General features: G+C 39.8%; 19 protein-coding genes and 4 pseudogenes. 15 read left to right on the forward strand and 8 right to left on the reverse strand.

What is annotated here, in order from left to right:
• Positions 1 to 111: 111 nt before the first annotated feature.
• Both glmS and BDD26_RS00120 read left to right on the forward strand, forming a co-directional pair.
• The gene (gene glmS / locus BDD26_RS00115) at positions 112 to 1,941 is read left to right on the forward strand and encodes a glutamine--fructose-6-phosphate transaminase (isomerizing) (RefSeq protein ID WP_115825233.1); all 1,830 of its coding nucleotides are present in this window, start codon (positions 112 to 114) and stop codon (positions 1,939 to 1,941) included.
• A 161-nt stretch (positions 1,942 to 2,102) separates the two neighbouring features.
• The gene (locus BDD26_RS00120) at positions 2,103 to 2,681 is read left to right on the forward strand and encodes a hypothetical protein (RefSeq protein WP_051502581.1); all 579 of its coding nucleotides are present in this window, start codon (positions 2,103 to 2,105) and stop codon (positions 2,679 to 2,681) included.
• Between the two features lie 47 nt (positions 2,682 to 2,728).
• On the opposite strand, the gene cynR is transcribed toward BDD26_RS00120, so the two are convergent.
• Positions 2,729 to 3,628 (reverse strand): transcriptional regulator CynR, encoded by a 900-nt coding sequence (gene cynR, locus BDD26_RS00125; RefSeq protein ID WP_115825234.1) that lies wholly within the window; start codon positions 3,626 to 3,628, stop codon positions 2,729 to 2,731.
• Positions 3,629 to 3,888: 260 nt separating this feature from the next.
• On the opposite strand from cynR, the gene cynS reads away from it, so the two are divergent.
• From cynS to BDD26_RS00165, 7 genes and pseudogenes are all read left to right on the forward strand, one after another.
• Positions 3,889 to 4,359, forward strand: coding sequence for a cyanase (cynS, locus tag BDD26_RS00135; RefSeq protein WP_115825235.1), 471 nt, complete (start codon positions 3,889 to 3,891; stop codon positions 4,357 to 4,359).
• 283 nt (positions 4,360 to 4,642) lie between these two features.
• Positions 4,643 to 4,927 (forward strand): AAA family ATPase, encoded by a 285-nt coding sequence (locus tag BDD26_RS19825; RefSeq protein WP_244922615.1) that lies wholly within the window; start codon positions 4,643 to 4,645, stop codon positions 4,925 to 4,927.
• A 421-nt stretch (positions 4,928 to 5,348) separates the two neighbouring features.
• Positions 5,349 to 5,765 (forward strand): DUF4145 domain-containing protein, encoded by a 417-nt coding sequence (locus tag BDD26_RS00145; RefSeq protein WP_244922616.1) that lies wholly within the window; start codon positions 5,349 to 5,351, stop codon positions 5,763 to 5,765.
• A gap of 157 nt (positions 5,766 to 5,922) precedes the next feature.
• Complete coding sequence (locus tag BDD26_RS00150; protein WP_170140354.1) at positions 5,923 to 6,738, forward strand: restriction endonuclease subunit S; 816 nt, start codon at positions 5,923 to 5,925, stop codon at positions 6,736 to 6,738.
• A 476-nt stretch (positions 6,739 to 7,214) separates the two neighbouring features.
• Positions 7,215 to 7,643: pseudogene (locus tag BDD26_RS00155) on the forward strand (site-specific DNA-methyltransferase); the annotation flags it as partial.
• A gap of 67 nt (positions 7,644 to 7,710) precedes the next feature.
• Positions 7,711 to 8,184 (forward strand): helix-turn-helix domain-containing protein, encoded by a 474-nt coding sequence (locus tag BDD26_RS00160; protein ID WP_051502334.1) that lies wholly within the window; start codon positions 7,711 to 7,713, stop codon positions 8,182 to 8,184.
• The gene (locus BDD26_RS00165; RefSeq protein ID WP_084766466.1) at positions 8,178 to 8,714 is read left to right on the forward strand and encodes an IS630 family transposase; all 537 of its coding nucleotides are present in this window, start codon (positions 8,178 to 8,180) and stop codon (positions 8,712 to 8,714) included. Before BDD26_RS00160 ends, BDD26_RS00165 begins: the two co-directional genes overlap by 7 nt.
• Before the next feature lie 62 nt (positions 8,715 to 8,776).
• On the opposite strand, the gene BDD26_RS19830 is transcribed toward BDD26_RS00165, so the two are convergent.
• From BDD26_RS19830 to BDD26_RS00185, 4 genes are all read right to left on the reverse strand, one after another.
• On the reverse strand, positions 8,777 to 9,316 hold the full coding sequence (locus BDD26_RS19830; protein WP_244922617.1) for a fatty acid desaturase: 540 nt from the start codon (positions 9,314 to 9,316) through the stop codon (positions 8,777 to 8,779).
• Between the two features lie 36 nt (positions 9,317 to 9,352).
• Positions 9,353 to 9,724 carry a fatty acid desaturase family protein gene (locus BDD26_RS19835; RefSeq protein WP_244922618.1) on the reverse strand — a complete coding sequence of 124 codons (372 nt, stop codon included), beginning with the start codon at positions 9,722 to 9,724 and terminating at the stop codon, positions 9,353 to 9,355.
• 392 nt (positions 9,725 to 10,116) lie between these two features.
• The gene (locus tag BDD26_RS00180; protein WP_084766466.1) at positions 10,117 to 10,653 is read right to left on the reverse strand and encodes an IS630 family transposase; all 537 of its coding nucleotides are present in this window, start codon (positions 10,651 to 10,653) and stop codon (positions 10,117 to 10,119) included.
• Positions 10,647 to 11,120 carry a helix-turn-helix domain-containing protein gene (locus BDD26_RS00185; RefSeq protein ID WP_051502334.1) on the reverse strand — a complete coding sequence of 158 codons (474 nt, stop codon included), beginning with the start codon at positions 11,118 to 11,120 and terminating at the stop codon, positions 10,647 to 10,649. The genes BDD26_RS00180 and BDD26_RS00185 overlap by 7 nt, the downstream gene beginning before the upstream one ends.
• 178 nt (positions 11,121 to 11,298) lie before the next feature.
• Between BDD26_RS00185 and BDD26_RS00190 the strand changes: the two genes are divergently transcribed.
• From BDD26_RS00190 to BDD26_RS00205, 4 genes and pseudogenes are all read left to right on the forward strand, one after another.
• Positions 11,299 to 12,705: a site-specific DNA-methyltransferase gene (locus tag BDD26_RS00190; RefSeq protein WP_115825237.1), complete on the forward strand. Its 1,407-nt coding sequence runs from the start codon at positions 11,299 to 11,301 to the stop codon at positions 12,703 to 12,705.
• A gap of 201 nt (positions 12,706 to 12,906) precedes the next feature.
• Positions 12,907 to 13,215: pseudogene (locus tag BDD26_RS20695) on the forward strand (DEAD/DEAH box helicase family protein); the annotation flags it as partial.
• 232 nt (positions 13,216 to 13,447) lie between these two features.
• Positions 13,448 to 15,478 carry a site-specific DNA-methyltransferase gene (locus BDD26_RS00200; protein WP_425330433.1) on the forward strand — a complete coding sequence of 677 codons (2,031 nt, stop codon included), beginning with the start codon at positions 13,448 to 13,450 and terminating at the stop codon, positions 15,476 to 15,478.
• A 10-nt stretch (positions 15,479 to 15,488) separates the two neighbouring features.
• Positions 15,489 to 18,662 carry a type III restriction-modification system endonuclease gene (locus tag BDD26_RS00205; RefSeq protein ID WP_244922619.1) on the forward strand — a complete coding sequence of 1,058 codons (3,174 nt, stop codon included), beginning with the start codon at positions 15,489 to 15,491 and terminating at the stop codon, positions 18,660 to 18,662.
• Positions 18,663 to 18,901: 239 nt separating this feature from the next.
• Here BDD26_RS00205 and BDD26_RS00210 read toward each other — a convergent pair.
• Positions 18,902 to 19,650, reverse strand: a pseudogene (locus BDD26_RS00210) (LysR family transcriptional regulator).
• 97 nt (positions 19,651 to 19,747) lie between these two features.
• Between BDD26_RS00210 and BDD26_RS00215 the strand changes: the two are divergent.
• Positions 19,748 to 20,129 (forward strand): annotated as a pseudogene (locus BDD26_RS00215) (isocitrate/isopropylmalate family dehydrogenase); the annotation flags it as partial.
• Between the two features lie 197 nt (positions 20,130 to 20,326).
• Here the strand turns inward: BDD26_RS00215 and BDD26_RS00220 are convergent.
• Together BDD26_RS00220 and BDD26_RS00225 are read right to left on the reverse strand one after the other, a co-directional pair.
• Positions 20,327 to 20,965, reverse strand: coding sequence for a LysE family translocator (locus tag BDD26_RS00220; RefSeq protein ID WP_115825240.1), 639 nt, complete (start codon positions 20,963 to 20,965; stop codon positions 20,327 to 20,329).
• A gap of 80 nt (positions 20,966 to 21,045) precedes the next feature.
• The gene (locus BDD26_RS00225) at positions 21,046 to 21,981 is read right to left on the reverse strand and encodes a LysR family transcriptional regulator (RefSeq protein WP_115825241.1); all 936 of its coding nucleotides are present in this window, start codon (positions 21,979 to 21,981) and stop codon (positions 21,046 to 21,048) included.
• Between the two features lie 239 nt (positions 21,982 to 22,220).
• Here BDD26_RS00225 and BDD26_RS00230 point away from each other — a divergent pair, with 239 nt between their 5' ends.
• On the forward strand, positions 22,221 to 23,669 hold the full coding sequence (locus BDD26_RS00230) for a flavin-containing monooxygenase (protein ID WP_115825242.1): 1,449 nt from the start codon (positions 22,221 to 22,223) through the stop codon (positions 23,667 to 23,669).
• The last annotated feature ends 92 nt before the right edge of the window (positions 23,670 to 23,761 follow it).

The following is a 23,761-nucleotide window of genomic DNA, read 5'->3' on the forward strand; positions in this document are numbered from 1 at the left end:
TCTCTACCAGGCTCGGGGGCCGGCAAAGCCAGAACGCGATTTGCCGTAAGACAATCAGGTTGTACGACATAAAAAGGGCGCTTATTAGCCCTGTTTTTAGGAATAAAACACATGTGTGGAATCGTTGGTGCAGTAGCACAGCGTGATATAGCAGAAATATTGATCGAAGGTCTTCGTCGTCTGGAGTACCGTGGCTATGATTCTGCGGGTATGGCTGTTGTCGACAATGAAAATCGGATGACTCGCCTGCGTGAAGCGGGAAAAGTACAGATGCTGGCTGATGAAGCAGATAAACAGCCCGTTATCGGTGGTACTGGCATCGCTCATACTCGTTGGGCGACACACGGGGAACCAAGCGAACGTAACGCGCATCCTCATGTTTCTGAACATATTGCGGTTGTGCATAACGGTATTATTGAAAACCATGAAGAACTGCGTGAAGAGTTGAAAACACGTGGTTATAGCTTCAATTCTGATACCGATACTGAAACCATTGCTCATCTTGTTCACTGGGAACAACAACAAGGTGGCTCATTGCTGGAAGTAGTACAGCGTGTTATCCCACAATTACGTGGCGCTTATGGCACCGTAATTATGGATAGCCATCAACCAGACGTGCTGGTAGCGGCACGTTCTGGCAGCCCATTAGTTGTTGGTTTGGGAGTCGGTGAAAACTTCCTGGCGTCTGACCAACTGGCATTACTGCCGGTGACTCGCCGCTTTATCTATCTGGAAGAAGGTGACATCGTAGAAGTTACTCGCCGTACCGTTCGCATTTTTGATGCGCAGGGTGAGGCGGTTGAGCGTGAGCAGATTGAATCCAACATTCAATATGATGCTGGTGACAAAGGTATCTACCGTCACTACATGCAGAAAGAGATTTATGAACAGCCAATGGCAATTAAAAACACGCTGGAAGGCCGCTTGAGCCATGGCGAGGTAAATCTGTCAGAGTTGGGTGCTAACGCAGAAGAATTACTGTCTCAGGTTGAACATATCCAGATCGTTGCCTGTGGAACTTCCTACAATGCTGGAATGGTTTCACGCTACTGGTTTGAATCACTGGCGGGTATCCCGTGTGATGTAGAAATTGCCTCTGAATTCCGTTACCGTAAGCCTGCATGCCGTAAGGGCAGCTTGCTGATCACTCTGTCCCAGTCCGGCGAAACGGCGGATACTTTAGCAGCATTGCGCTTATCCAAAGAGTTGGGTTATGTGACTTCACTGGCTATCTGTAACGTAGCGGGTTCATCTCTGGTACGCGAATCTGACTTTGCTCTGATGACCAAAGCGGGCGCAGAAATCGGTGTAGCATCCACTAAAGCCTTTACTACCCAGTTAACTGTATTGTTGATGCTGGTGGCTTACATGGGACGCCTGAAAGGCGCTGATGCTTCTCTCGAACAAAATGTCGTTCATGCCCTGCATGCACTGCCAAGCCGCATTGAAAGCATGCTGTCGAAAGACAAAGTTATCGAATCACTGGCTGAAGATTTCTCTGAAAAACATCACGCATTGTTCCTTGGCCGCGGCGATCAGTACCCGATCGCGGTTGAAGGTGCACTGAAACTGAAAGAGATCTCCTATATTCATGCAGAAGCCTATGCCGCTGGTGAGCTGAAACATGGCCCTCTGGCACTGATTGATGCTGATATGCCGGTGATCATCGTCGCACCAAACAACGAACTGCTGGAAAAACTGAAATCCAATATCGAAGAAGTCCGCGCCCGTGGCGGGTTGTTGTACGTCTTCGCAGATCAGGATGCGGGTTTCACCGACAGCGAAAACATGAAGATCATCTCCCTGCCACACGTAGAAGAGTTGATCGCACCAATCTTCTATACCGTGCCATTGCAATTGCTGTCTTACCACATTGCATTGATCAAAGGTACAGATGTGGATCAGCCACGTAACTTGGCGAAATCAGTGACGGTGGAGTAATATTTATAGTACGTTATTAATATAGACGTATAGTAAAACTGAGTAATTTTTAAATCCGGTTATGCGTAAGCTGACCGGATTTTTTCATAAGAGAAAAATCACAATAGAGACTTATCACTACATATAGGATATTCACGATAATAAAATGGAGAAAATAAAAAGTGTCTGAAATGGCTTTAGAATCTGTAGAAATGATGTCCAAATTTCCAGAGAAAAAATTTGATCCAGTGAGATTGCTGGTCGATTTTTTCAACCAACTACATGTTATTGAACGCTTTAATGTATTTGAATTTGAGTATATAACTGGTTGGGAGAATTGGTTTCAGATCGAACTGGCTTATTTTTTATACCACCATGTTACAGAGCAAGATGGGAAATGGTGGAGAGAGTTTAGTATCGAATGGGATGGCATGCCTGAAAATATTGGAAAATGTAAGCCGGATTTTTGGCTTTGGTCAGGTGAGAAAAATAGCTACTACCTGTTGGAATTAAAACAAAATGGGAATGTTCGTATAGCACTCAAAGAAGTCATCAAAGATATTCAAAAACTCAGCACCTTGACTAATACTAAAACCTTCAATGCAGTTGGCTATGATGGCGAATATACCTGTAAAGGTAAATTTTTCGTATTAGTTTCAAAATGTCAGCCGAATATTGTTGAAGTGCCAGCTGGAGCTACTGAGGTTTTTAGAGGGGCCATTGGCAAGAGTGGTTTTTACTTTGTTATATATCGTTCTTGAAGATTATAGTGGTATTTTAATTAGCCATAATCATTTAAGCTAACTGGTTATGTATTACGGTTTTTTATAGTTTTATCCGCCAGTTCCTGAGCAACTTCAATAAATACCCGTGCTGCCGCTGTTTCCCATGCCCCTTTTCGCTGTATCAACACCGCCGTTCTTTCCAGCTGGCAGCCAGCCAGTGGGATTGCGACTAATTCCTTGTCCTGCATAGCGATCGCTGCCGGAAGCAGAGTTGAAAGCGATGTCCGGCGAATCACTTCCAGAACGGCGCTGATGGAATTCATTTCCATCTGTACCTGCGGATGCAGGCCCATCTGACGAAAACTACGGTCAATCTGTGCGCGGGTAGCAAACTCTGCACTCAGAAGAATAAGTTTTTCATCGTTGAGCTCATTCAGGGTTATATGGTGTTGTTGTGCCAGCGGGTGGTGGCGAGCCACCACCAGAGTCAATTTTTCAGTCAACAGAACCCTTGATGTAATTTCCGGGGAATCTCCGTCATCAAAGGCAATTCCGATATCAAGATCATCATTAATTAACAGTCCTTCCATTCTTTCCTGCGATATCTCCTGGATTTGCAATGTGATATTAGGGAAACGAGCATAAAATTCGGCAACCAGAGGCCCGATGAAATAGGTGATAAAGGTGGGGGTGACGGCAACACGCAATGATCCTCTGCTGAGATCCTCCACATCATGAATAGCCCGCTTTCCCTCATCCAGCGCCTGAAATGCGCGGCGCACATACTGCAAATAAACTTCTCCTGCATCTGTCAGGCGGGTATTACGTCCACTGCGATCAAACAACTGGATGCCGAGGCTTTCTTCCAACAGCTTCACCTGCTGTGACAGGGCTGGCTGCGATACATGCAGCGCAGCTGCCGCCCTGGTAAAACCATGATGCTCTGCGACAGCGAGAAAATACCTTACATAACGGAAATTCATGATGGCAATTCATAAGATTTTTGGATGGGATTCATTATAAATGAGACTTTTATCTTATTGAATGAGAGGAGTAATCTTCATCGCATCGCAACAGAGCGAGACAGAGGAAATAAGATGAGCACTTTCCACTCTGTGTTGAATTTCTGCTTTTGATGACGTATCCGGTCAGTTTGTTTCTCTGGCTGAGAATTCAGACGTCCGTGCCGTACCTGCTCGTAACTAATTGATAGTAATTTCAACCGTAAAAAAGAGGTATCACCATGATTCAGTCACAAGTTAACCGTGAAGTCCGTCTGGCGCTGTCCGACAAAATTCTAGCTATCAAAGCGAAGAAAGATCTTTCGTTTGCCCAAATTGCTGACGGTACTGGTTTATCAGAAGTCTTCGTTACTGCTGCAATCCTGGGACAGCACCCGCTTCCAGCAGAAGTGGCTAATATTGTTGGCAAAAAGCTGGATCTCGACAGCGATGCTGTGATGTTACTACAGACCATCCCCGTTCGTGGCAGCATAGAGGATCGCATCCCCACCGATCCGACTATGTATCGTTTCTACGAAATGTTGCAGATTTACGGCACCACGCTGAAAGCTCTGATTCACGAAAAGTTTGGTGACGGCATCATCAGCGCCATCAATTTCAAACTGGACGTGAAAAAGGTTGCTGATCCAGATGGTGGTGAGCGTGCAGTTATCACGCTGGACGGTAAATATTTACCGACTAAGCCATTCTGATAGTAAGGTCACCGACAACAACTGGCACATGACCGCAGCACTATATAAATATCCACACCGTTTGAGTGTTCTTTCGCCTCAAGGTCTTGGTGTTTGCAATGAAGATCGCAACCACGCTCATGGTAAGAATGTTGGTACATAGCGTGATACATTCATTACATTTGATGGAGTGCGGTCTGTAACCCGATACAGTTAACAACTATTTTTTGTCCGCCAACAACTGAACGTACACAAAAGTTGAAGTTTTCTAAATCCGGTTATGTTATTCATAGCCGGATTTTTTATGGTTTTTTGTGACAATTTAAAAGAGGCATTAACCGATACACCAGTAGTATGTTTATTGGGGCCTTGTCAGGTAGGAAAAACCACACTGGTAAAAGAATTAGAGCCGGGGAGAGCGTATATTACTTTTGATGATAGTACGCTATTGAATGCTGCGAAAACCGATCCCTTAGGTTTTGTCCAGGGATTACCTGATCGAGTGACACTTGATGAAGTACAGAGAGTTGGAACGAACATGAATTGCATTTCTCTCACTATCGGGATAAAGACCAAGTTGAGGTTTTAGTCATTGAAGACGGCAGAAAAGTCTGGGGTGTGGAAGTTAAAAAATCTGCCAGCATTCAACCTAAAGATGGGGCGGGTTTGGCTAGACTTGCTTCTTTAGTTTGGCAACGATTGGCAGGGTGGGATACTACTTTATTCTGGGAATAATTGCTTACCTATAAACCAAGTACCAAATACGTATGCGGTGCCGATGGATGCCCTTTGGGGGGAATGAGAGAGAACTTTGTTTATGTAATGTTCGTTGATTCGTTAGATTTATTTATACCCGTCTGGATAAGTTGAACTTGTAAAAGTGCGTAATAACATTATGATTTGCAATAATTTGGATGATAAGGGAACGAACTTAAAATTCATCCAGCCACAATCATTCCATAAAAAAAATCGCATTTTCAAGAATATCAGTTTTGAGGGGAGAACAGTCTTTGAAGCAACAATCTACTTTACCGTCCTCTGTTAACTTTGGTTTCCTTTCCGAACATGATCCATTATTTGTTCAAATTGCATCCACTGCTGAGTTAGTTTTTTATAGTGATCCGAATACGACATTGATAAAGCTCAGACAGTTAGGTGAAGCACTTGCTCAACATATTGCATTGATGGCTGGTGTTGATTTTGATGAAAAAACCTCTCAGTCTGACTTATTGTATCTCCTTAATAGAGAACTGAAATTTCAGCCAGAAATAAGTAATTTCTTCCATATACTGCGTACTGAAGGCAACAAAGCGACACATGGATTTCATACGCAACATAAAGAAGCGCTTGACGGGTTAAAAGTTGCGCGGGCAGTAGCTATCTGGTTTCACCAAACTTTTAGAGGGCTCTTGGAGCGTTTTCTTTAAATGCACAACATGCAGTGAACCAGTCGTCACTGAACCAAAAAAACTAGGAGAGTTTGAATTAAGTTTACCTTCTTTAGCCGAACAAAAAATTATCGTCAATAAACTTGATACACTACTGGAACAGGTAGAAACCACAAAATCACGGCTTGAGCGTACTTTGGAAATATTGAAAAAATTCCGTCAGGCGGTGTTGGCTTCGGCGGTGAGTGGTCACTTAGGAGGTTTAAAGGACAGCAATTCTCTATTTGAAAATGCAAAACAAAAGGATTTAACTTCAAAAATTGGTTCTGGTTCAACGCCTAAAGGGGGAAATAATACCTATAAATTAGAAGGTATTCCTTTAGTTCGTTCACTTAATATACATACTCATTATATAAAATATGAAGATCTAGCTTTTTTAGACGAAGAACAAGCCAAGAAGTTAGCAAATGTAAAAATCCAATCCAATGATGTTCTTTTAAATATTACAGGTGCTTCCATTGGTAGAGTTAACATTGCACCAGAACAATTTATTGGAGGACGCGTAAATCAACATGTTGCGATAATCCGGTGCAAAATTGACAGAATTATCCCAAAATATTTACATATTTTTCTGGCATCACCATCAATTCAAAAATGGATTGTAGGAGAAAACTATGGCGCAACTCGTCAAGCCTTAACTAAAAAAATGCTTGAAGATCTAATTATTATTGTTCCGAGTATTCAGCAGCAAATCGAAATCGTCCGTCGGGTAGAAAAACTCTTCTCTTGGGCAGATTCTATCGAAAAACAGGTAATTGAAGCACAACAACGCGTCAATAACCTCACCCAATCCATTCTGGCGAAAGCCTTCCGTGGTGAATTAACAGAGCAATGGCGTAAAGATAACCCCGACTTAATTAGCGGAGAAAATAGCGCTGAATCCTTGTTGAAGAAAATACAAGCAGAACGTGAATTAACAAAGCCGGCAAAACGAGGCCGCAAAAAGAGTTAAATCCCATCTCACTACATTAACGTTTTCATATTATATGTGCGGCTATCAGCCGTACATATTTTCTTATTGCTATCTTCCATCAGCACAATAAAAAAATCACAGGCGAAGAATCCCACAATAAAACAGATCTAACGAGTAAAAGTGGAGTAACCCAAATGGCAACGATATCGGTAAAAAAACCTCAATAATGCACCTTAAAATAGCACACCAAAAACTCAACCATCACTCTGATATGGGCAGACATAGCAAGATGTGTAACCATCATTCCTTACCTCATTCTTGATTTAAACATAATGTGATCTTCCGCATTTTTTACGTACTTATAATGAGATTATCGTGCTTGCAATATTTCAGGAATTCTTTACTACACTTAAACAGTAACTTGATGTGATTAAGGCAATGATTTAACAGTTTAACGAAGAATATGAGCCACGAGCATCAGTTTTGCTCCGTTGGCAATAAATGGAATTCCTCTGATGACAATTGAAAAAATCACCCTGAACTACCCTGAGTCCAAAAGTGCGGATATCACTCAAAAAAATATCGATCAACTTAAACAGCTTTTCCCGGAAGTATTTTCTGAAGGAAAAATCGATTTTGACGCCTTAAAAGCTGTGCTTGGTGAAGTCGTTGATGATTCAGATGAGCGCTATAACTTTACTTGGCGTGGTAAGGCCCGCGCGCGTCAAATTGCCCAGACTCCATCAACAGGCACACTGCGCCCTTGTAAAGAAGAAAGTGTAAATTGGGATACCACAGGGAACCTTTTTATTGAAGGTGATAACCTTGAAGTGCTTAAGTTGTTGCAAAAGTCTTATCATAAAAAGGTAAAGATGATCTATATCGACCCACCCTATAACACCGGTAATGACTTTATTTATAAAGATAATTTTCAAGATAAGTTAATCAGATAAATTATCTGCATTACTGTTACAATCGATAACACGATAACCTGATTCTCTGCCTGTTCTTATGAAATCGAAGATAATACTTTCTGAGCCTGAACGAATCACATTGCAACAACTTGCTTTGAATCATCCACATCGGGACATTCGTACGCGAGGAACGGGTTTGCTCATGCTTGCCAGAGGGATCAAGCCGTCCCAGATCACCGCTGAAATCGGATGCAGTCTCCGGGTTATCTATAATTGGGTTCACATGTGGCACAATTCAGGGATAGCGGGATTATTAGGTGGTCATGCCGGAGGCCGGTATCTCGCCATGACGCCTGACATGATTGCCACTGCGGTCGAAGCGGCCAGCGCAGAGTCCCTGACACTCGCCCGGATAGCTCAGTGCGTTGAGGCAAAGCATGGTGCCCTGCCTTGTACGCTTGAAACGCTGGCAAATACCCTGAAAAAGCAGGGGCTCACCTATAAACGAACCCGACTGTCGCTTAAAAAAAGCGTAACGAAACGGAGTTTGCTAAAAAATCCGCCTTGCTGAATAAAATTAAGGCTGGAGCACAGTTAGGCCATTACCGTCTGCTCTATTTCGATGAGGCGGGTTTTGCCGCGTCTCCTCCGGTGCAATATGGATGGAGTCCACGGGGTAAGCCCCATAAAACTGAGCCTCGAGAGCATGACAGACGGTCAGTTCTGGGGGCGTTAAATTACACGGATAACACGCTGTTTTACCAGACAACGTCAGGCAGTATCACGCGCGATGACGTGATTGATTTTTTAGAGCAGGTCGCCAAACAAGGGGACAACCGCCTGACATTTTTAGTGTTGGATAATGCGCGTATCCATCACGGGATCGAAGAACAAATCAGAAATGGCTGGTTACGAGAACACAACATGTTTTTATTCTATCTTCCCGCTTACAGCCCAGAGCTGAATTTGATTGAGATCGTCTGGAAACAGGCCAAATACCATTGGCGACGTTTTATCACTTGGACTCAGAATACAATGGAGCATGAATTAAATACTTTATTGAAAGGTTATGGCGACCAATTTGCAATTAACTTTTCTTGAGTACTTAAATTCTGATTTTTTCAATTTATGTCCTGTTAAAGAAAATTTTTCTTACATTATATTTATCCCTTGTTCTTATCATTTTTATGCAATAATCTTCTTTTTATATGTAAAAAAACTAAAATTGCTGACACTGGGCTAATTATTCTATCTTGTTCTTTAAATTTATCATAGTATCTCTCTCGTAATTTAGGTAATTGACTCCAATGAGTACCGCCCGATATATGGTGTTCCTGATGATATCCATCATTAAATGCCAGTAAATTATATAATCTTCCATAATAACTAACAGAGTTAGTGAATTTGTTTTCTGGATTGGCTCCATAATGTTCATAATAATTTTGTATATTTACCAGAATAAAAGAAAGCAAAATAGAAGGTAAATAGCAAAGCAATGCCCATTCCCAAGATACACTAAAGAAAAAAAGCAGACCAACAAATATTGAAAGTCTATCTAAACGCAATTGGTTAATTTCTTTTCTGCTATTAACTTTATCTTTTGAAATTAAATTTTCAAAATGACTATCATACTTACTTAACTTACCTCTCCATGAAAATAAAGACCATAATATATTTGGAATTATGTTTAGTAAAGTTCCCATCCCACCAATAATGGAATATTTCCATAGTGAGTTATGTTAATTTTCTTTACCATTTAAAAAAGTTGATGATAAATCTTTTATAGGACTCCCATTATCATTGTGATATTTATGATGATTCCTGACGTGTGTTAAATGATAGCCTTGAATAGATTGGCCTATATTAATATAATTCAAAATGGAAACAAAATCATTCATTAAAGATGATACAAACCACGGATTATGAGTAAAGAAATGAGAAATAACAATAATATTGTAAGTGGTGATTAATGACACCACAATAACATTAATTATCCAGCTGTAAATAGATAATTCACCCCAATTAAATGCCAATGTTACATTTATTACAATGTTTAATATGCTTAATAGAAATAATATGGCATCTTTTTTCGAGGATTTCCAAATTTTCATACTTATCCTTTTTCATTAATATGATACATTAAAAGTATATTTTATTTTTCAGACTAAATAAATATACTGTTCATTAGAAATGAGTAGATCATTTTCGCAACTTATCATGATTGAGATAAAGCAGGAGTGATCTACTAAAGTTTATAAATCAAACTCTCTATTTTAAAATCAAACTGGTTAAACTCTAATACTTAAAAATATGATTGCAGACTGCCTCAACGCCTTACATCTAGAGTTGCACAGTGGAAAGAGCCACCAAAACTATTAAAATACCTAAAATTACATGGAATTGGTGTAAATCCCCAACGCTTCATTGCTGCTATCATTGAGTCATCTTGTTTTTCGACAATGACTCTATTCTCATCTAACATAAGAATATTCATATTAAGTACTCAAGAAAAGTTAATTGCAAATTGGTCGCCATAACCTTTCAATAAAGTATTTAATTCATGCTCCATTGTATTCTGAGTCCAAGTGATAAAACGTCGCCAATGGTATTTGGCCTGTTTCCAGACGATCTCAATCAAATTCAGCTCTGGGCTGTAAGCGGGAAGATAGAATAAAAACATGTTGTGTTCTCGTAACCAGCCATTTCTGATTTGTTCTTCGATCCCGTGATGGATACGCGCATTATCCAACACTAAAAATGTCAGGCGGTTGTCCCCTTGTTTGGCGACCTGCTCTAAAAAATCAATCACGTCATCGCGCGTGATACTGCCTGACGTTGTCTGGTAAAACAGCGTGTTATCCGTGTAATTTAACGCCCCCAGAACTGACCGTCTGTCATGCTCTCGAGGCTCAGTTTTATGGGGCTTACCCCGTGGACTCCATCCATATTGCACCGGAGGAGACGCGGCAAAACCCGCCTCATCGAAATAGAGCAGACGGTAATGGCCTAACTGTGCTCCAGCCTTAATTTTATTCAGCAAGGCGGATTTTTTAGCAAACTCCGTTTCGTTACGCTTTTTTTAAGCGACAGTCGGGTTCGTTTATAGGTGAGCCCCTGCTTTTTCAGGGTATTTGCCAGCGTTTCAAGCGTACAAGGCAGGGCACCATGCTTTGCCTCAACGCACTGAGCTATCCGGGCGAGTGTCAGGGACTCTGCGCTGGCCGCTTCGACCGCAGTGGCAATCATGTCAGGCGTCATGGCGAGATACCGGCCTCCGGCATGACCACCTAATAATCCCGCTATCCCTGAATTGTGCCACATGTGAACCCAATTATAGATAACCCGGAGACTGCATCCGATTTCAGCGGTGATCTGGGACGGCTTGATCCCTCTGGCAAGCATGAGCAAACCCGTTCCTCGCGTACGAATGTCCCGATGTGGATGATTCAAAGCAAGTTGTTGCAATGTGATTCGTTCAGGCTCAGAAAGTATTATCTTCGATTTCATAAGAACAGGCAGAGAATCAGGTTATCGTGTTATCGATTGTAACAGTAATGCAGATAATTTATCTGATTAACTTAATATAAAAAACTATCTTGAATTAACAGGCCAGGTTGATGGTGAAGGAAAAAAAATCAGTACAAGCCATGAATCTTCAGGAAGATTTCACTCAGATTGGTTATCAATGATCTATCCGAGGTTAAAACTGGCTAGAAATCTATTATCTGATAATGGAGCTATATTTATATCTATTGATGACAATGAGTTTAATAACCTAAAATTAATATGTGATGAAATATTTGGTGAAGAAAACAATATCATTAATTTCACTTGGAAGACTGAGGGTAATTTTGATAATCAAGCTAAAATTAAAAATTGTCATGAATATATTTTAGTTTATGCTAAAAATGCCAAGAGTATTTACCTTAATCCTATTATAGATCCCAATGTACCCAAAAATAGCAAGCTATTTAACAACGCCATTAAGAACACAATTATAAAAAATGGTCCGAAGAATCCCGTATCTACAGTAGTTCTTCCTACAGGCTTCCCTTCAAATTTTGAAAAAGGGGTTATTGAAGAAAGATATGATACCTGGCCTCATTATTTTTCAAAAGCAAGAATTGAAAACTATAAGTTACTCGATAGTGTTGAAATCTCTAGTGGTTGGTCATCGAAAGATCTACTTTTGCAGTTTATTGCTAATAACTATAACCCAATTTCAGATAATAAAGGTCAACCTACATCATTCTATGTAACACCTACAGGGGCAATTGAAGTTGAAAAGGTTAGGAAAAAATCAAGTCATATTATATCTGTCCTTCAAAATCTTGGAGGTTCACAGAAAGGTACTGCTGAGTTGGAAAAATTGGGGGTTATATTTGATGATTATCCAAAACCAGTACAACTTATTGAGTACCTTTGCTTAATGTGTGTATGTGAAAATGATATTGTTTTAGATTTTTTTGCTGGGTCGGCTACAACTGCTCATGCTGTGATGAATTTAAATATCCAAAATAAATCAGGTGCTAAGTTCATTCTAATACAGCTACCAGAAGAGATTGCTAAAGATAAAAAGTCCTATCAGGCTGGGTTTAAAAAAATTTCAGAAATAAGTTTGGAGAGAATTAAAAAGGTAAGTAACCAATTATTTGATGGCAGACAGATAAGCTCAAATGGGGTTAAATACTTTAAACTATCTGAAACTAATATCCGTTCTTGGGATGTTAACTTCGATAATTTGGAGCCAGCACTTAAACTCGCATTAAAATCAATTAAAGATGATCGCTCGGTAGAAGATATTCTTTATGAAATCCTGCTTAAATACGGTATTGAATTAACCACCCATGTTGAAGAAGTCACTGTAGAGGGAAAGAAAATCTTTGTTGTTGGCACAGGGGCTTTAATCGTATGCCTGGACGATGATATTACCGAACAGGTGATTGAAGGTATCGCCAAACTGAAAGAAAAACTTAATCCAGAAAATACTCAAGTCGTTTTTAAAGACCAGGGCTTTGCAGACTGTGTCGTCAAAACCAATGCGATTCAGATCCTGAAGCAGTATGGTATCAACGATGTAAAGAGCATTTAAGGTGATGGTAATGAAGATTCAATTTAGATCGGACTTATCACACCAAATGGAGGCGGTTGAAGTTGTTTTAGGTGTGTTGCAGGGCAGGAAACATTTCAATGTAATTTTACGGTAGCTGATAATATGTGGGCGAATCAGCAACTGGATATCTTTGGTAAAAACAATGACCTTGGTGTCGGAAATGTTCTTACCTTATTGCCTGATGAAATTTATGCCAACACGCGTAACGTCCAGTTAAAGAATGGCTTGCCACAGGTTGAAAACGCAAAGCAAGAACTGGCAAGTCTGGATTTCAGTGTTGAGATGGAAACAGGGACAGGTAAAACCTATGTGTACCTGCGTTCTATCTTTGAGCTGATTCAGCGTTATGGACTGACAAAGTTTATTATCGTGGTGCCGTCTATTGCAATTAAAGAAGGTGTCTATAAGTCACTGCAAATCACTGAGCCGCATTTCCGTGAGCAGTACAAAAACGTCCAGTATGACTATTTTATCTATGACTCATCACAACGCCTATTATCCAGATATGCGTAAGCTTGACTGGATTTTTTAGTGCGTCGGGCATGGCCCGTAGTTTTTATGTTAATAAGATTTTCAGACTTTCAATGTATCAGGAATTCTTTACTACACTTAAACAGTAAATTGCTGTGGTTAAAGCAATGATTTAACAGTTTAACGAAGAATATGAGCCACGAGCATCAGTTTTGCTCCGTTGGCAATAAATGGAATTCCTCTGATGACAATTGAAAAAATCACCCTGAACTACCCTGAGTCCAAAAGTGCGGATATCACTCAAAAAAATATCGATCAACTTAAACAGCTTTTCCCGGAAGTATTTTCTGAAGGAAAAATCGATTTTGACGCCTTAAAAGCTGTGCTTGGTGAAGTCGTTGATGATTCAGATGAGCGCTATAACTTTACTTGGCGTGGTAAGGCCCGCGCGCGTCAAATTGCCCAGACTCCATCAACAGGCACACTGCGCCCTTGTAAAGAAGAAAGTGTAAATTGGGATACCACAGGGAACCTTTTTATTGAAGGTGATAACCTTGAAGTGCTTAAAATATTACAGAAGTCTTACCATAAAAAGATAAAAATGATTTATATCGACCCGCCATATAATACTGGTATCGATTTTGTTTATAAAGATAATTATCATGATAATATAAGGAACTATTTAGAAGTAACTCGGCAAATGAATATCAATGGTCAATTGAATTCAACTAATAGAGAAACCTCTGGCAGGTATCACTCAAGCTGGCTGAATATGATATTTTCACGGCTGCTCGTTGCTAAAAACTTACTTCATCCAGAAGGAATGATCTATATATCTATAGATGATAATGAAGTCTTTAATTTAGTGAAAGTTTGTGAGGAAATATTTGGATACGATGCTGTTAAAATAATTGTAGTTAAAATGAGTGAAGCTAGTGGCCTAAAAATGGCTAGTGTCAAAAAACTAGGGACTATTCCAAAATTAAAAGAATATATTATTGCTATAAAACCGAGTGGTATCAATAATATTGAATTTACTCTAATAAAGAAACCTATGTGGGACTCGGAGTATAATATATACTTGGATAATTTTAGTAGGGAGAATAGAGACTTTTATGACTCTATAAAAGATTCGGAATATCTTAGTGATGAGCAGTTAAAAAAACTAGATGAAATTTTATCAGGCATAACTTTAAAGTCCTTGTCCGAAGTATATAAAGGACCAGTTTCCAAAAAGAATGAATGGCTTTTCAATAATAGCTGGAGAATATGTCAGTGCGTCAAATCTAGTAGTGTTTACAAGCTAAGCGAAGAAAAGAAGAAAAACAAAAAAATAAGTGGTGTTTTTTCTGTTAAGTCAGCTCAGGGATTAGTATATCTTGTACGCGGAACATATCCAGAAACTAGTCGAGACCCTAGGCTACAATTAATATTTGCCTCTGATAACCTATTTGTTCATCCTGGTGATTTTTGGGCTCATATTAAAACAACAGGGCTTGATAATGAAGGTGGAGTTCCTTACAAAAATGGGAAAAAACCATTAAAACTAGTGACTGAACTGATTAGCTCTTTAAAGTGTCTTAATGATGGAGATATAGTTTTGGACTTCTTCGCTGGTTCAGCAACGACTGGTGAAGCGACAATGATAGCAAGTAAAAATAACAATATTAAATTAAATTACATATTAGTTCAATTACCAGAAAATTTAGAGGACACTTACAAATTAGCCAGTGCTGATATGAAAAAGCAAATAAAAGAGTCTATGGATTACTTAAATGATCTGGGTAAGCCTCTTAGCTTAACAGAACTGGGAAAACAAAGAATTAGAATGAGTATTGAAAAATACAAAACTGAATCTCAAGTAGATGGATTTAAAGTATTTAAGCTAGACGAAACTAATATTCGTTCTTGGGATGTTAACTTCGATAATTTGGAGCCAGCACTTAAACTCGCATTAAAATCAATTAAAGATGATCGCTCGGTAGAAGATATTCTTTATGAAATCCTGCTGAAATACGGTATTGAATTAACCACCCGTGTTGAAGAAGTCACCGTAGAGGGAAAGAAAATCTTTGTTGTTGGCACAGGGGCTTTAATCGTATGCCTGGACGATGATATTACCGAACAGGTGATTGAAGGTATCGCCAAACTGAAAGAAAAACTTAATCCAGAAAGCATGCAAGTCGTTTTTAAAGACCAGGGCTTTGCAGACTGTATCGTCAAAACCAATGCGATTCAGATCCTGAAGCAGTATGGTATTAACGATGTAAAGAGCATTTAAGGTGATGGTAATGAAGATTCAATTTAGATCGGACTTATCACACCAAATGGAGGCGGTTGAAGCTGTTTTAGGTGTGTTTGCAGGACAGGAAACATTTCAATGTAATTTTACGGTAGCTGATAATATGTGGGCGAATCAGCAACTGGATATCTTTGGTAAAAATAATGAACTCGGTGTCGGAAATGCTCTTACCTTATCGCCTGATGAAATTTATGCCAACACGCGTAACGTCCAGTTAAAGAATGGCTTGCCACAGGTTGAAAACGCAAAGCAAGAACTGGCAAGTCTGGATTTCAGTGTTGAGATGGAAACGGGGACAGGTAAAACTTATGTGTACCTGCGTTCTATCTTTGAACTGAATCAGCGTTATGGACTGACAAAGTTTATTATCGTGGTGCCGTCTATTGCGATTAAAGAAGGCGTCTATAAGTCACTGCAAATCACTGAGTCGCACTTCCGTGAGCAGTACAAAAACGTCCAGTATGACTATTTTGTCTATGACTCATCAAAGCGCGAACAGGTGCGTAACTTTGCTACCAATGATTACACCCAAATCATGGTGATCAATATTGATGCGTTCAGTAAGTCATTCACCGATCCTACGAAAGAAACTACGGCGAATCTGATTCACCGTACAGATGACAGATTGAACGGGATGAAGCCGATTGAATTTATTCAGGCGACTCGTCCTGTCGTTATTATTGATGAACCACAGTCAGTTGTATCAACGGCAAACCGAAAAGACGCGATTGGCAGCTTAGCGCCGCTGTGTACATTCCGTTATTCGGCCACGTTGGAGGAAGCGCCGCACCTGCTATATAAGCTCGATTCTATTGATGCCTATGAGCGCAAATTGGTTAAGCAAATTGAAGTTGCTTCGCTGGATGTTAAAGACGGGCATAACCAGGCCTACATCAAGCTAGTGAGTGTTGATAATAAGAAGTCCCCCATTTCTGCCAAAATTGAAATTGGCGCTCAAACGCGCACAGGCAAGCTGCAACCACGTAAGGTAATCACTATCAAAGAGGGTCAGGTTAATGACTTATTCGAACTTTCGGGTGGGCGCAGTGTTTATGAAGGTTATATCGTTAACGATATTTATTGCGAAGAAGGTAATGAATATATTGATTTTACCAGTCGCGATGAAATTGTGCGCCTTGGGCAAGCCATTGGCGAAGTGGATTCGGAGGCTTTTAAACGCATTCAAATAGCCAAAACTATCGAAGAGCATCTGGAAAAAGAACTGAAGTTCTATCACAAGGTAACAACGGGTTATGACAAACTCGACCACTCGAAAATCCTAAGCCAGAAAGGTATTAAAGTGCTGAGTCTGTTCTTTATCGATAAGGTTGCCAACTACCGCGGCTACTCTAAAGATGGCGTGCCTGTTCAGGGTAAGTTTGCCAGGTGGTTTGAAGAAGAGTTTGCCAGGCAGGTTAGCAAGCCCAAATATCGCGTGTTGTACCCGAAAATCTGGCACAGTGATGGCGATAAATACACTATTAACGAAATAGCGCTGCAAGAACTCACGCAAACAGTACACGATGGCTACTTTGCACAGGACAAGAAAAAAGATGCTTCTGGCAACCCTCAGCTCGTTGATTCGAAGCTTTCAGCTAAAGGCGAAGGGGGTAAAACCGCGGCGGATGAGTCGGCCTATAATCTGATCATGAAAGATAAAGAAAAGCTTCTGTCTATAGACGAGAAACTGCGTTTTATCTTTTCACACTCAGCACTGAAAGAAGGCTGGGACAACCCGAATGTTTTCCAGATCTGTACGTTGAATGAATCCGGCTCGATCACTAAAAAACGACAGGAAGTCGGTCGTGGCCTGCGTTTAGCCGTTGATCAATCTGGTGAGCGCGTGCCTTACGGTTTTGAGGTAAATACCCTGACCGTTATGGCAAATGAATCTTATGAACATTTTGTTTCTGAACTGCAAAAAGAGATTGAAGCAGAAGAAGGCATTAAATTTGGTGTGGTTGAGTCTCACCAATTTGCCAACATTGTTGTTTCTGGCGAACTGGATCAGAAGGCCTTCTTGGGAGCAAAGAAGTCAGAAGAGATCTTTCAGCATCTTCTGTCTCAAGGTTATATTGATGGCAAAGGCAAGATTCAGGATGTGCTGAAAATTGCCATCAATAACAATGAGGTGAGTCTGCCTTCCAGTATTGCTGAGTATACTGATGCCATCGTTGCCACATTGAAGAAGTTGGCAAAAGGCTTGAACGTGAAAAAACACGCAGAGAAGCGCTCTGTAGCCTTGTGTGAAGATACAAATGGTAAGCAAGTTGTACTTGGTGAAGACTTCATGGCCCTTTGGGGGCGTATTAAATACAAAACAACTTATCGTGTTAACTTTAATATCAACGAGCTGGTTGAAAACTGTATCAAGGAAATTAGAGCGAACGTGGTAGTAGCCAGTGCCAGGTTTCAGTACACCAAGGTTAAGGTTGCTGTCACTGAAGCTGAACTGGAAACTTACGATAAGAAAACCAGGATTCAGGATTACCGCAATCGTAACTTCCGGTTGCCAGATATCGTGACTTATCTGACCGATCAGACCAATCTGACCCGCCAGACAATTATCGATATTCTGTTAGGTTTAGGCGATAAGCTGGAAGCCTTCAAAAACAATCCTCAGCGTTTTATCGAATTAGCGGGTGAAGTTATCCGTAAACAGATGCGTATTGCCATTGTAGATGGCATTAAATATCACCGTATTGGTGACGAGGCATACTATGCCCAAGAGCTTTTCCAAGAAGAAGAGCTGACTGGTTACTTCAAAGATATGGTGAAAGCTGAAAAGTCGGTATATGACTACATCATTTGTGATTCAGATACTGAGGTTAACTTCGCTGAAAAGCTGGAAAGTGCTGAAGAAGTGAAGATTTATTCCAAGTTGCCATCCTGGTTCAGGATTGGTACTCCGCTGGGCAGTTATAATCCTGACTGGGCGGTATTAATTGACAAAGATGATGGCGCGGGGGAGAAGCTTTACTTTGTGGTTGAAACGAAATCAAGCATATTCTCAGATGATCTGCGTGAGGCTGAAAAGGCCAAGATCAAATGTGGTGTTGAGCATTTCAATGCATTAAGCAAAGACAAAGATGGCAAAGAGGTGCCCAACGCTGCCAAGTTTGTTAAAGCCGATAACTTTGATACGTTCAGTACTAATTTTTGATCTTAATAATATCAAGGCACTAGCAATAGTGTCTTCAGGTTACTGACAAAGTACTGGTTTTTATCCGGCGCTTTGCTTTAGTGTGCCAGGCATGGTGCGTGCTTTAACGCTTGATTGGTTCACGAGGAAATTATTGTGGCGCAGGTCAGTGCAAAGTGAGACAAGTTAGCCCTTGTTGCGTAAAGAATACCGGATTCGCACAATATAAGCATCATTGACCAGGAAGTGTTTACCTATATTCATCTGGTTTGAAAATCGTCTTTCTGCTCCAAATAATGCTCCTGAAAATAACGCTCTAAAAACTCAACCGTCACTCTGATACGGGCGGATATAGCCAAACGTGTCACATAAACTGCCCAGATATTCGCTGGCTGGTAATATTCAGGCAGAATATGAATCAAAGCGCCTGATTTAATATTTTCTCTGACATCCCAATACGAGCGCAAAGTAATACCATGACCATCCAGACACCATTGGTGAATAATTTCAACATGATTGGATGACATCGGCCCGGTGACTTTCACCGATTGAGTACCGGTACTGTTTTGCAATTTCCAGATCCCGAACGGATGATCCCGCTCTTTGATCACCAGACAAGCGTGAGAAGGGAGTTCATTAATTGATTTCGGCATCGGGTTGCGGGCGAGGTAAGCCGGGGCAACAAATTTTCTGCCAAAACCGAAGCTGCTGGTAATTCTGATTTTCCCTTGAGGTTCTTGCCGAAGTTCGGAAAGTTCATCAAGCATCTGATTAACATCATTCAGGATATGTTGCGCCCATTCATATATCCGCTCACCATCTTCGGTAATTGATACCCGGCGTGTTGTTCTGTGTAACAGGCTGACATTCAATACATTCTCTAATATGGCGATACGTTTGCTGATAAAAGCAGGAGAAGCCCCGATTTCTTCCGCAACGGCGACAAAACTCGCTCTTTTAGCCACTAAAAGAAAGACGCGCAGATCCTGTAAAAAGGAAGATTATTCATAAATTGTAAATTATGTTTCTACATTTTTTGTATTGAATACAAATTAGTCAATTATAAGATATCTGAAAAGTCAATTCCGTATCCTGATAAATGAGATATGTTTGATGAAAAAATGTTTAAAATTGCTGCAATTCCGGGAGATGGAATTGGTCATGAAGTGCTTCCCGAAGGCATTCGGGTATTGCAGGCTGTGGCTGAAAAATGGGATCTTCGTTTATCGTTTGGACATTTTGAATGGGCCAGTTGCGATTATTATCTTAAACACGGCTGATGATTGGTTTAATCAATTAACACAGCTTGATGCCATTTATTTTGGCGCTGTTGGCTGGCCTGAAACAGTGCCTGATCATATTTCGCTTTGGGGTTCATTACTTAAATTTCGTCGTGATTTTCAGCAATATGTCAATTTGCGTCCTGTACGCCTTTTACCGGGAGTGCCCTGTCCATTAGCGAACAAGAAACCGGAAGATATCGATTTTTAACTTCTCAAAAGGCTTGCCTCGTTCAATATTGTTTTCTGGTGTACAGATAATTTCAAGGCTTACCATCTATTACCCCATTTTTTAAGCTGAAAACCTAGTATCTTTCTGTTTCGAAAAGTTTTATATAGACCATAGCGCATTTTCCTTTGGCGAGAAAGATACCAACTGACTGCTTTTCTGAGAAATTGCATTTATCAGGAAAATCTATCTGAAATTAATAAATTAACTGCCAATACTACAAATATTAAAGCAGTGATTTTATTTAAAATATTTTGTATTTCTGGTTTATGAGATATTACATCACTTAAATACCCTGATAAGTATGAAATAATGGAAAATACAATAAAAGTGATGATGGAAAATATCAAGCCAAGATATAATGACTGGAGTGAAACTGGGATAAAATTTGTATTTTGATTGGTGAACTGGGGCAGAAAAGCCAAAAAGAAAATGATAATCTTGGGATTTGATAAATTCATTATTATCCCTTTGCTGATGAGTTTCTTGGTATCGTGAAATTTGTCAGTACTTACTTGAATAAAAACAGGTTTAGCTTTGAAAGCACCCCAAGCCAGATAAGTGAGATAAATTATGCCAAAAATCCGAATAACTTCAAATGCTACTGCATTTTCTCGTAATATTGCTGCAATGCCTAACGATACTAAAGAAATATGTATTGCCAAACCAATGCATAGACCAATGGTTATTAATATTCCAACTTTTCGCCCATTTATTGCCGATTGACTCAATATAAAAAGATTATCAGGGCCTGGTAAAAAACATAAAAAAGTTGAAATACTGATAAATGTAATTAATGTTTCTATCGATGGCATAATAATTACCGCTATTTTACTATTAATGAATTGATATCATTATACTAATGAAAGTAAATGATATATAAAAGATGAAAAATCTACTTACGGGTATGAATTAATTTCATACCATGTCTGATTGTCCTTTCAAGGTGAGCTTTGATTAGAGGAAAACAAATCTCTCGGAACCATTTATGCTCTGGATCCTGATGATATTTGGCATGCCATAGTAAGTAGTATTGCTGCGGCTGGATATCAATGGGTAAGTATCTTATTTTCAAATCATAATTTTGTGCAAAATCAGCAGCGATATGCAGTGGTATAGTGAGCATCGCATCTGTTTTTATCAGTAACTCAATGGCTGATTGGAAAAAAGGAACTGTAACCAAAATATTACGGTGGAGATCCATCATTGCTAATGTATGGTCAACGAAGCTATCTTTATCTCCGCCACCACTAATAAGAATATGCCGACTGTTAATATAGTCGTTAATGGTTAGCTCACTATCAGATTTAGGGTGATTATGTCTGAATACAACAACAAGTTGGTCTTCGGCCATTAACTTGCCATATAAATTATCAGGTATGGAGTCAGCAATAGTTGCCACTAAGTCAAGATCTTGCCCGGCAAGTTTATTCAGGTTGTTTTTATACCACAATTTATATTCGATACTGACGTTAGGCGCTTCCTTTTCAATATGAAAAAAGATAGAAGGTAAGATGGCTTGGGCGACATAGTCGCTGGAGGCTAAGGTAAATTTCCTTTTACATTGATTTAGCTTTATTGATTCTGGTGCATATAGATTATCTAATTGCTGCATCAATATTGGAAGTTGTGCTTTTAATCTCTCTCCTTTCTTAGTAAGGATAAATTTATTTGCTTCTCTTATAATAATCTTGTCATGAAAATCTTCACGAAGCTGATTTAATGTTTTACTCATTGCAGACTGTGTAACATTTAATTGTTTTGCTGATTCAGTCAAATTAAGTGTTCTCAGTATTGATATTAGAGCAGGAAGTAATTTGTAATTATTCAAAGTGTACTTTCCATATTAGAGGTTTTAATAATTATAAGCACTTTAAGTGATAATTAATTTTTTATCCATAATTTTTCAATACTGATTAATTAAAAGAAACCTTTTTAACAATCACCTCTGTATCTAATCATGATACTCCTACTTCATAAATACAAATGGTTGTTCTAATGAATAAAAAATAATATATATCAGTAATGGGAGACTGATTTAATCAAAAGAGTACTTTTATAGGGGGTAATATGGATAACCATTATGATGTTTTGATTATGGGAGCGGGCGTTTCTGGCATTGGTATGGCATGCCATCTGGCAAGAGAGTGTCCTAACAAAAAAGTGGGGGTCTTAGAACGTCGTCACGCAATAGGCGGAACCTGGGATTTATTTCGCTATCCGGGGATTCGCACAGATTCAGATATGATGAGCTATGGCTATAAATTTCGTCCCTGGACAGACACCAGTATTTTTGCTGACGGGCCTTCAATTAGACGCTATCTGAATTCAGCAGTGGAAGAGTATGAAATTGATAAAAAAATCCAGTTTGGATTAAAGATCACCAAAATTAACTGGTCAAATGAAACTCGCCAATGGACTGTTACCGCAATAGATGAAACCAGTGGAGAGATTCAGCAATTTACCTGTCATTTTCTTATTGGCGCGACAGGTTACTACAATCAGGATGAACCTTATGTACCCAAACTCCCCGGCCTTGAAGATTTTAAAGGCACAATAGTTCATCCACAACACTGGCCTGAGACATTAGATTACAAACGAAAGCGGGTTGTTGTGATTGGAAGTGGTGCAACCGCAGTCACTTTACTTCCGGCAATGGCATATGAGACCGAGCATATTACTATGCTACAGCGTTCCCCGGGTTATATTTTTTCAATACCAGGCAGGGATAAGATAGCTGAGTTTCTGAATGGCATTATTCCACAACGTTGGATTTATACATTAAGCAAAAATCGCAATATCTTATTTTTCAGCTTGTTATATAAAATCAGCCGGTATTTCCCTAACTTTTTGAAATCGTTATTGTTGGGATTAGCCCGCAGAAAAGTTGGCCCTGATTTTGACATGAAACACCTGACCCCCAAGTATATGCCATGGGATGAACGGTTGTGCTTTGTGCCCGACAACAATCTATTTAAAGTTCTGAAAGAGGGGAAAGCGTCTATCGTTACTGATCAAATTAAGCGTATTACTGAAGACGGAATTTTATTGCAATCAGGTAAGAAATTACCTGCTGATATCATAGTTACAGCGACAGGGTTGCAATTACAACTGATGGGGGGAGCTGAGATTTCTATTGATGGTCAACCACAGCAAGGTCATAACCTGATGTTCTATAAGGGGACATTGATACAGGATATTCCTAATTTTGCTTATCTATTTGGTTACGTTAGTAACGCCTGGACATTAAAAGTTGATCTTTCAGCGGAATATATTTGTCGTTTGTTAAAAGAAATGGATCGCCGTCAGACTACGGTTGTGACACCACATGCTCAGCCGGATGAGGTAGTACCTGATAAACATTTGTTTGGTGCCTTGCAATCTGGTTATGTGAAACGAAGCGAAGACGCGCTTCCCCGTCAGGGACGCAGTCCAAATTGGCAAGTGTCACATGATTATCAAAAAGATAAACAAATCTTACGGCAGCCAGTGGATGATCCGGCTCTGGAATGGATGTAATCATAATCAGCCCGTTATGATAACGGGCGAATTATCTTTTATCAGATTTCAGATACCGTCTCAGCCATTTCCTGGAAGTACTCTTTTGTAGA

It is taken from the genome of Xenorhabdus cabanillasii, assembly GCF_003386665.1.
Lineage (GTDB): Bacteria > Pseudomonadota > Gammaproteobacteria > Enterobacterales > Enterobacteriaceae > Xenorhabdus > Xenorhabdus cabanillasii.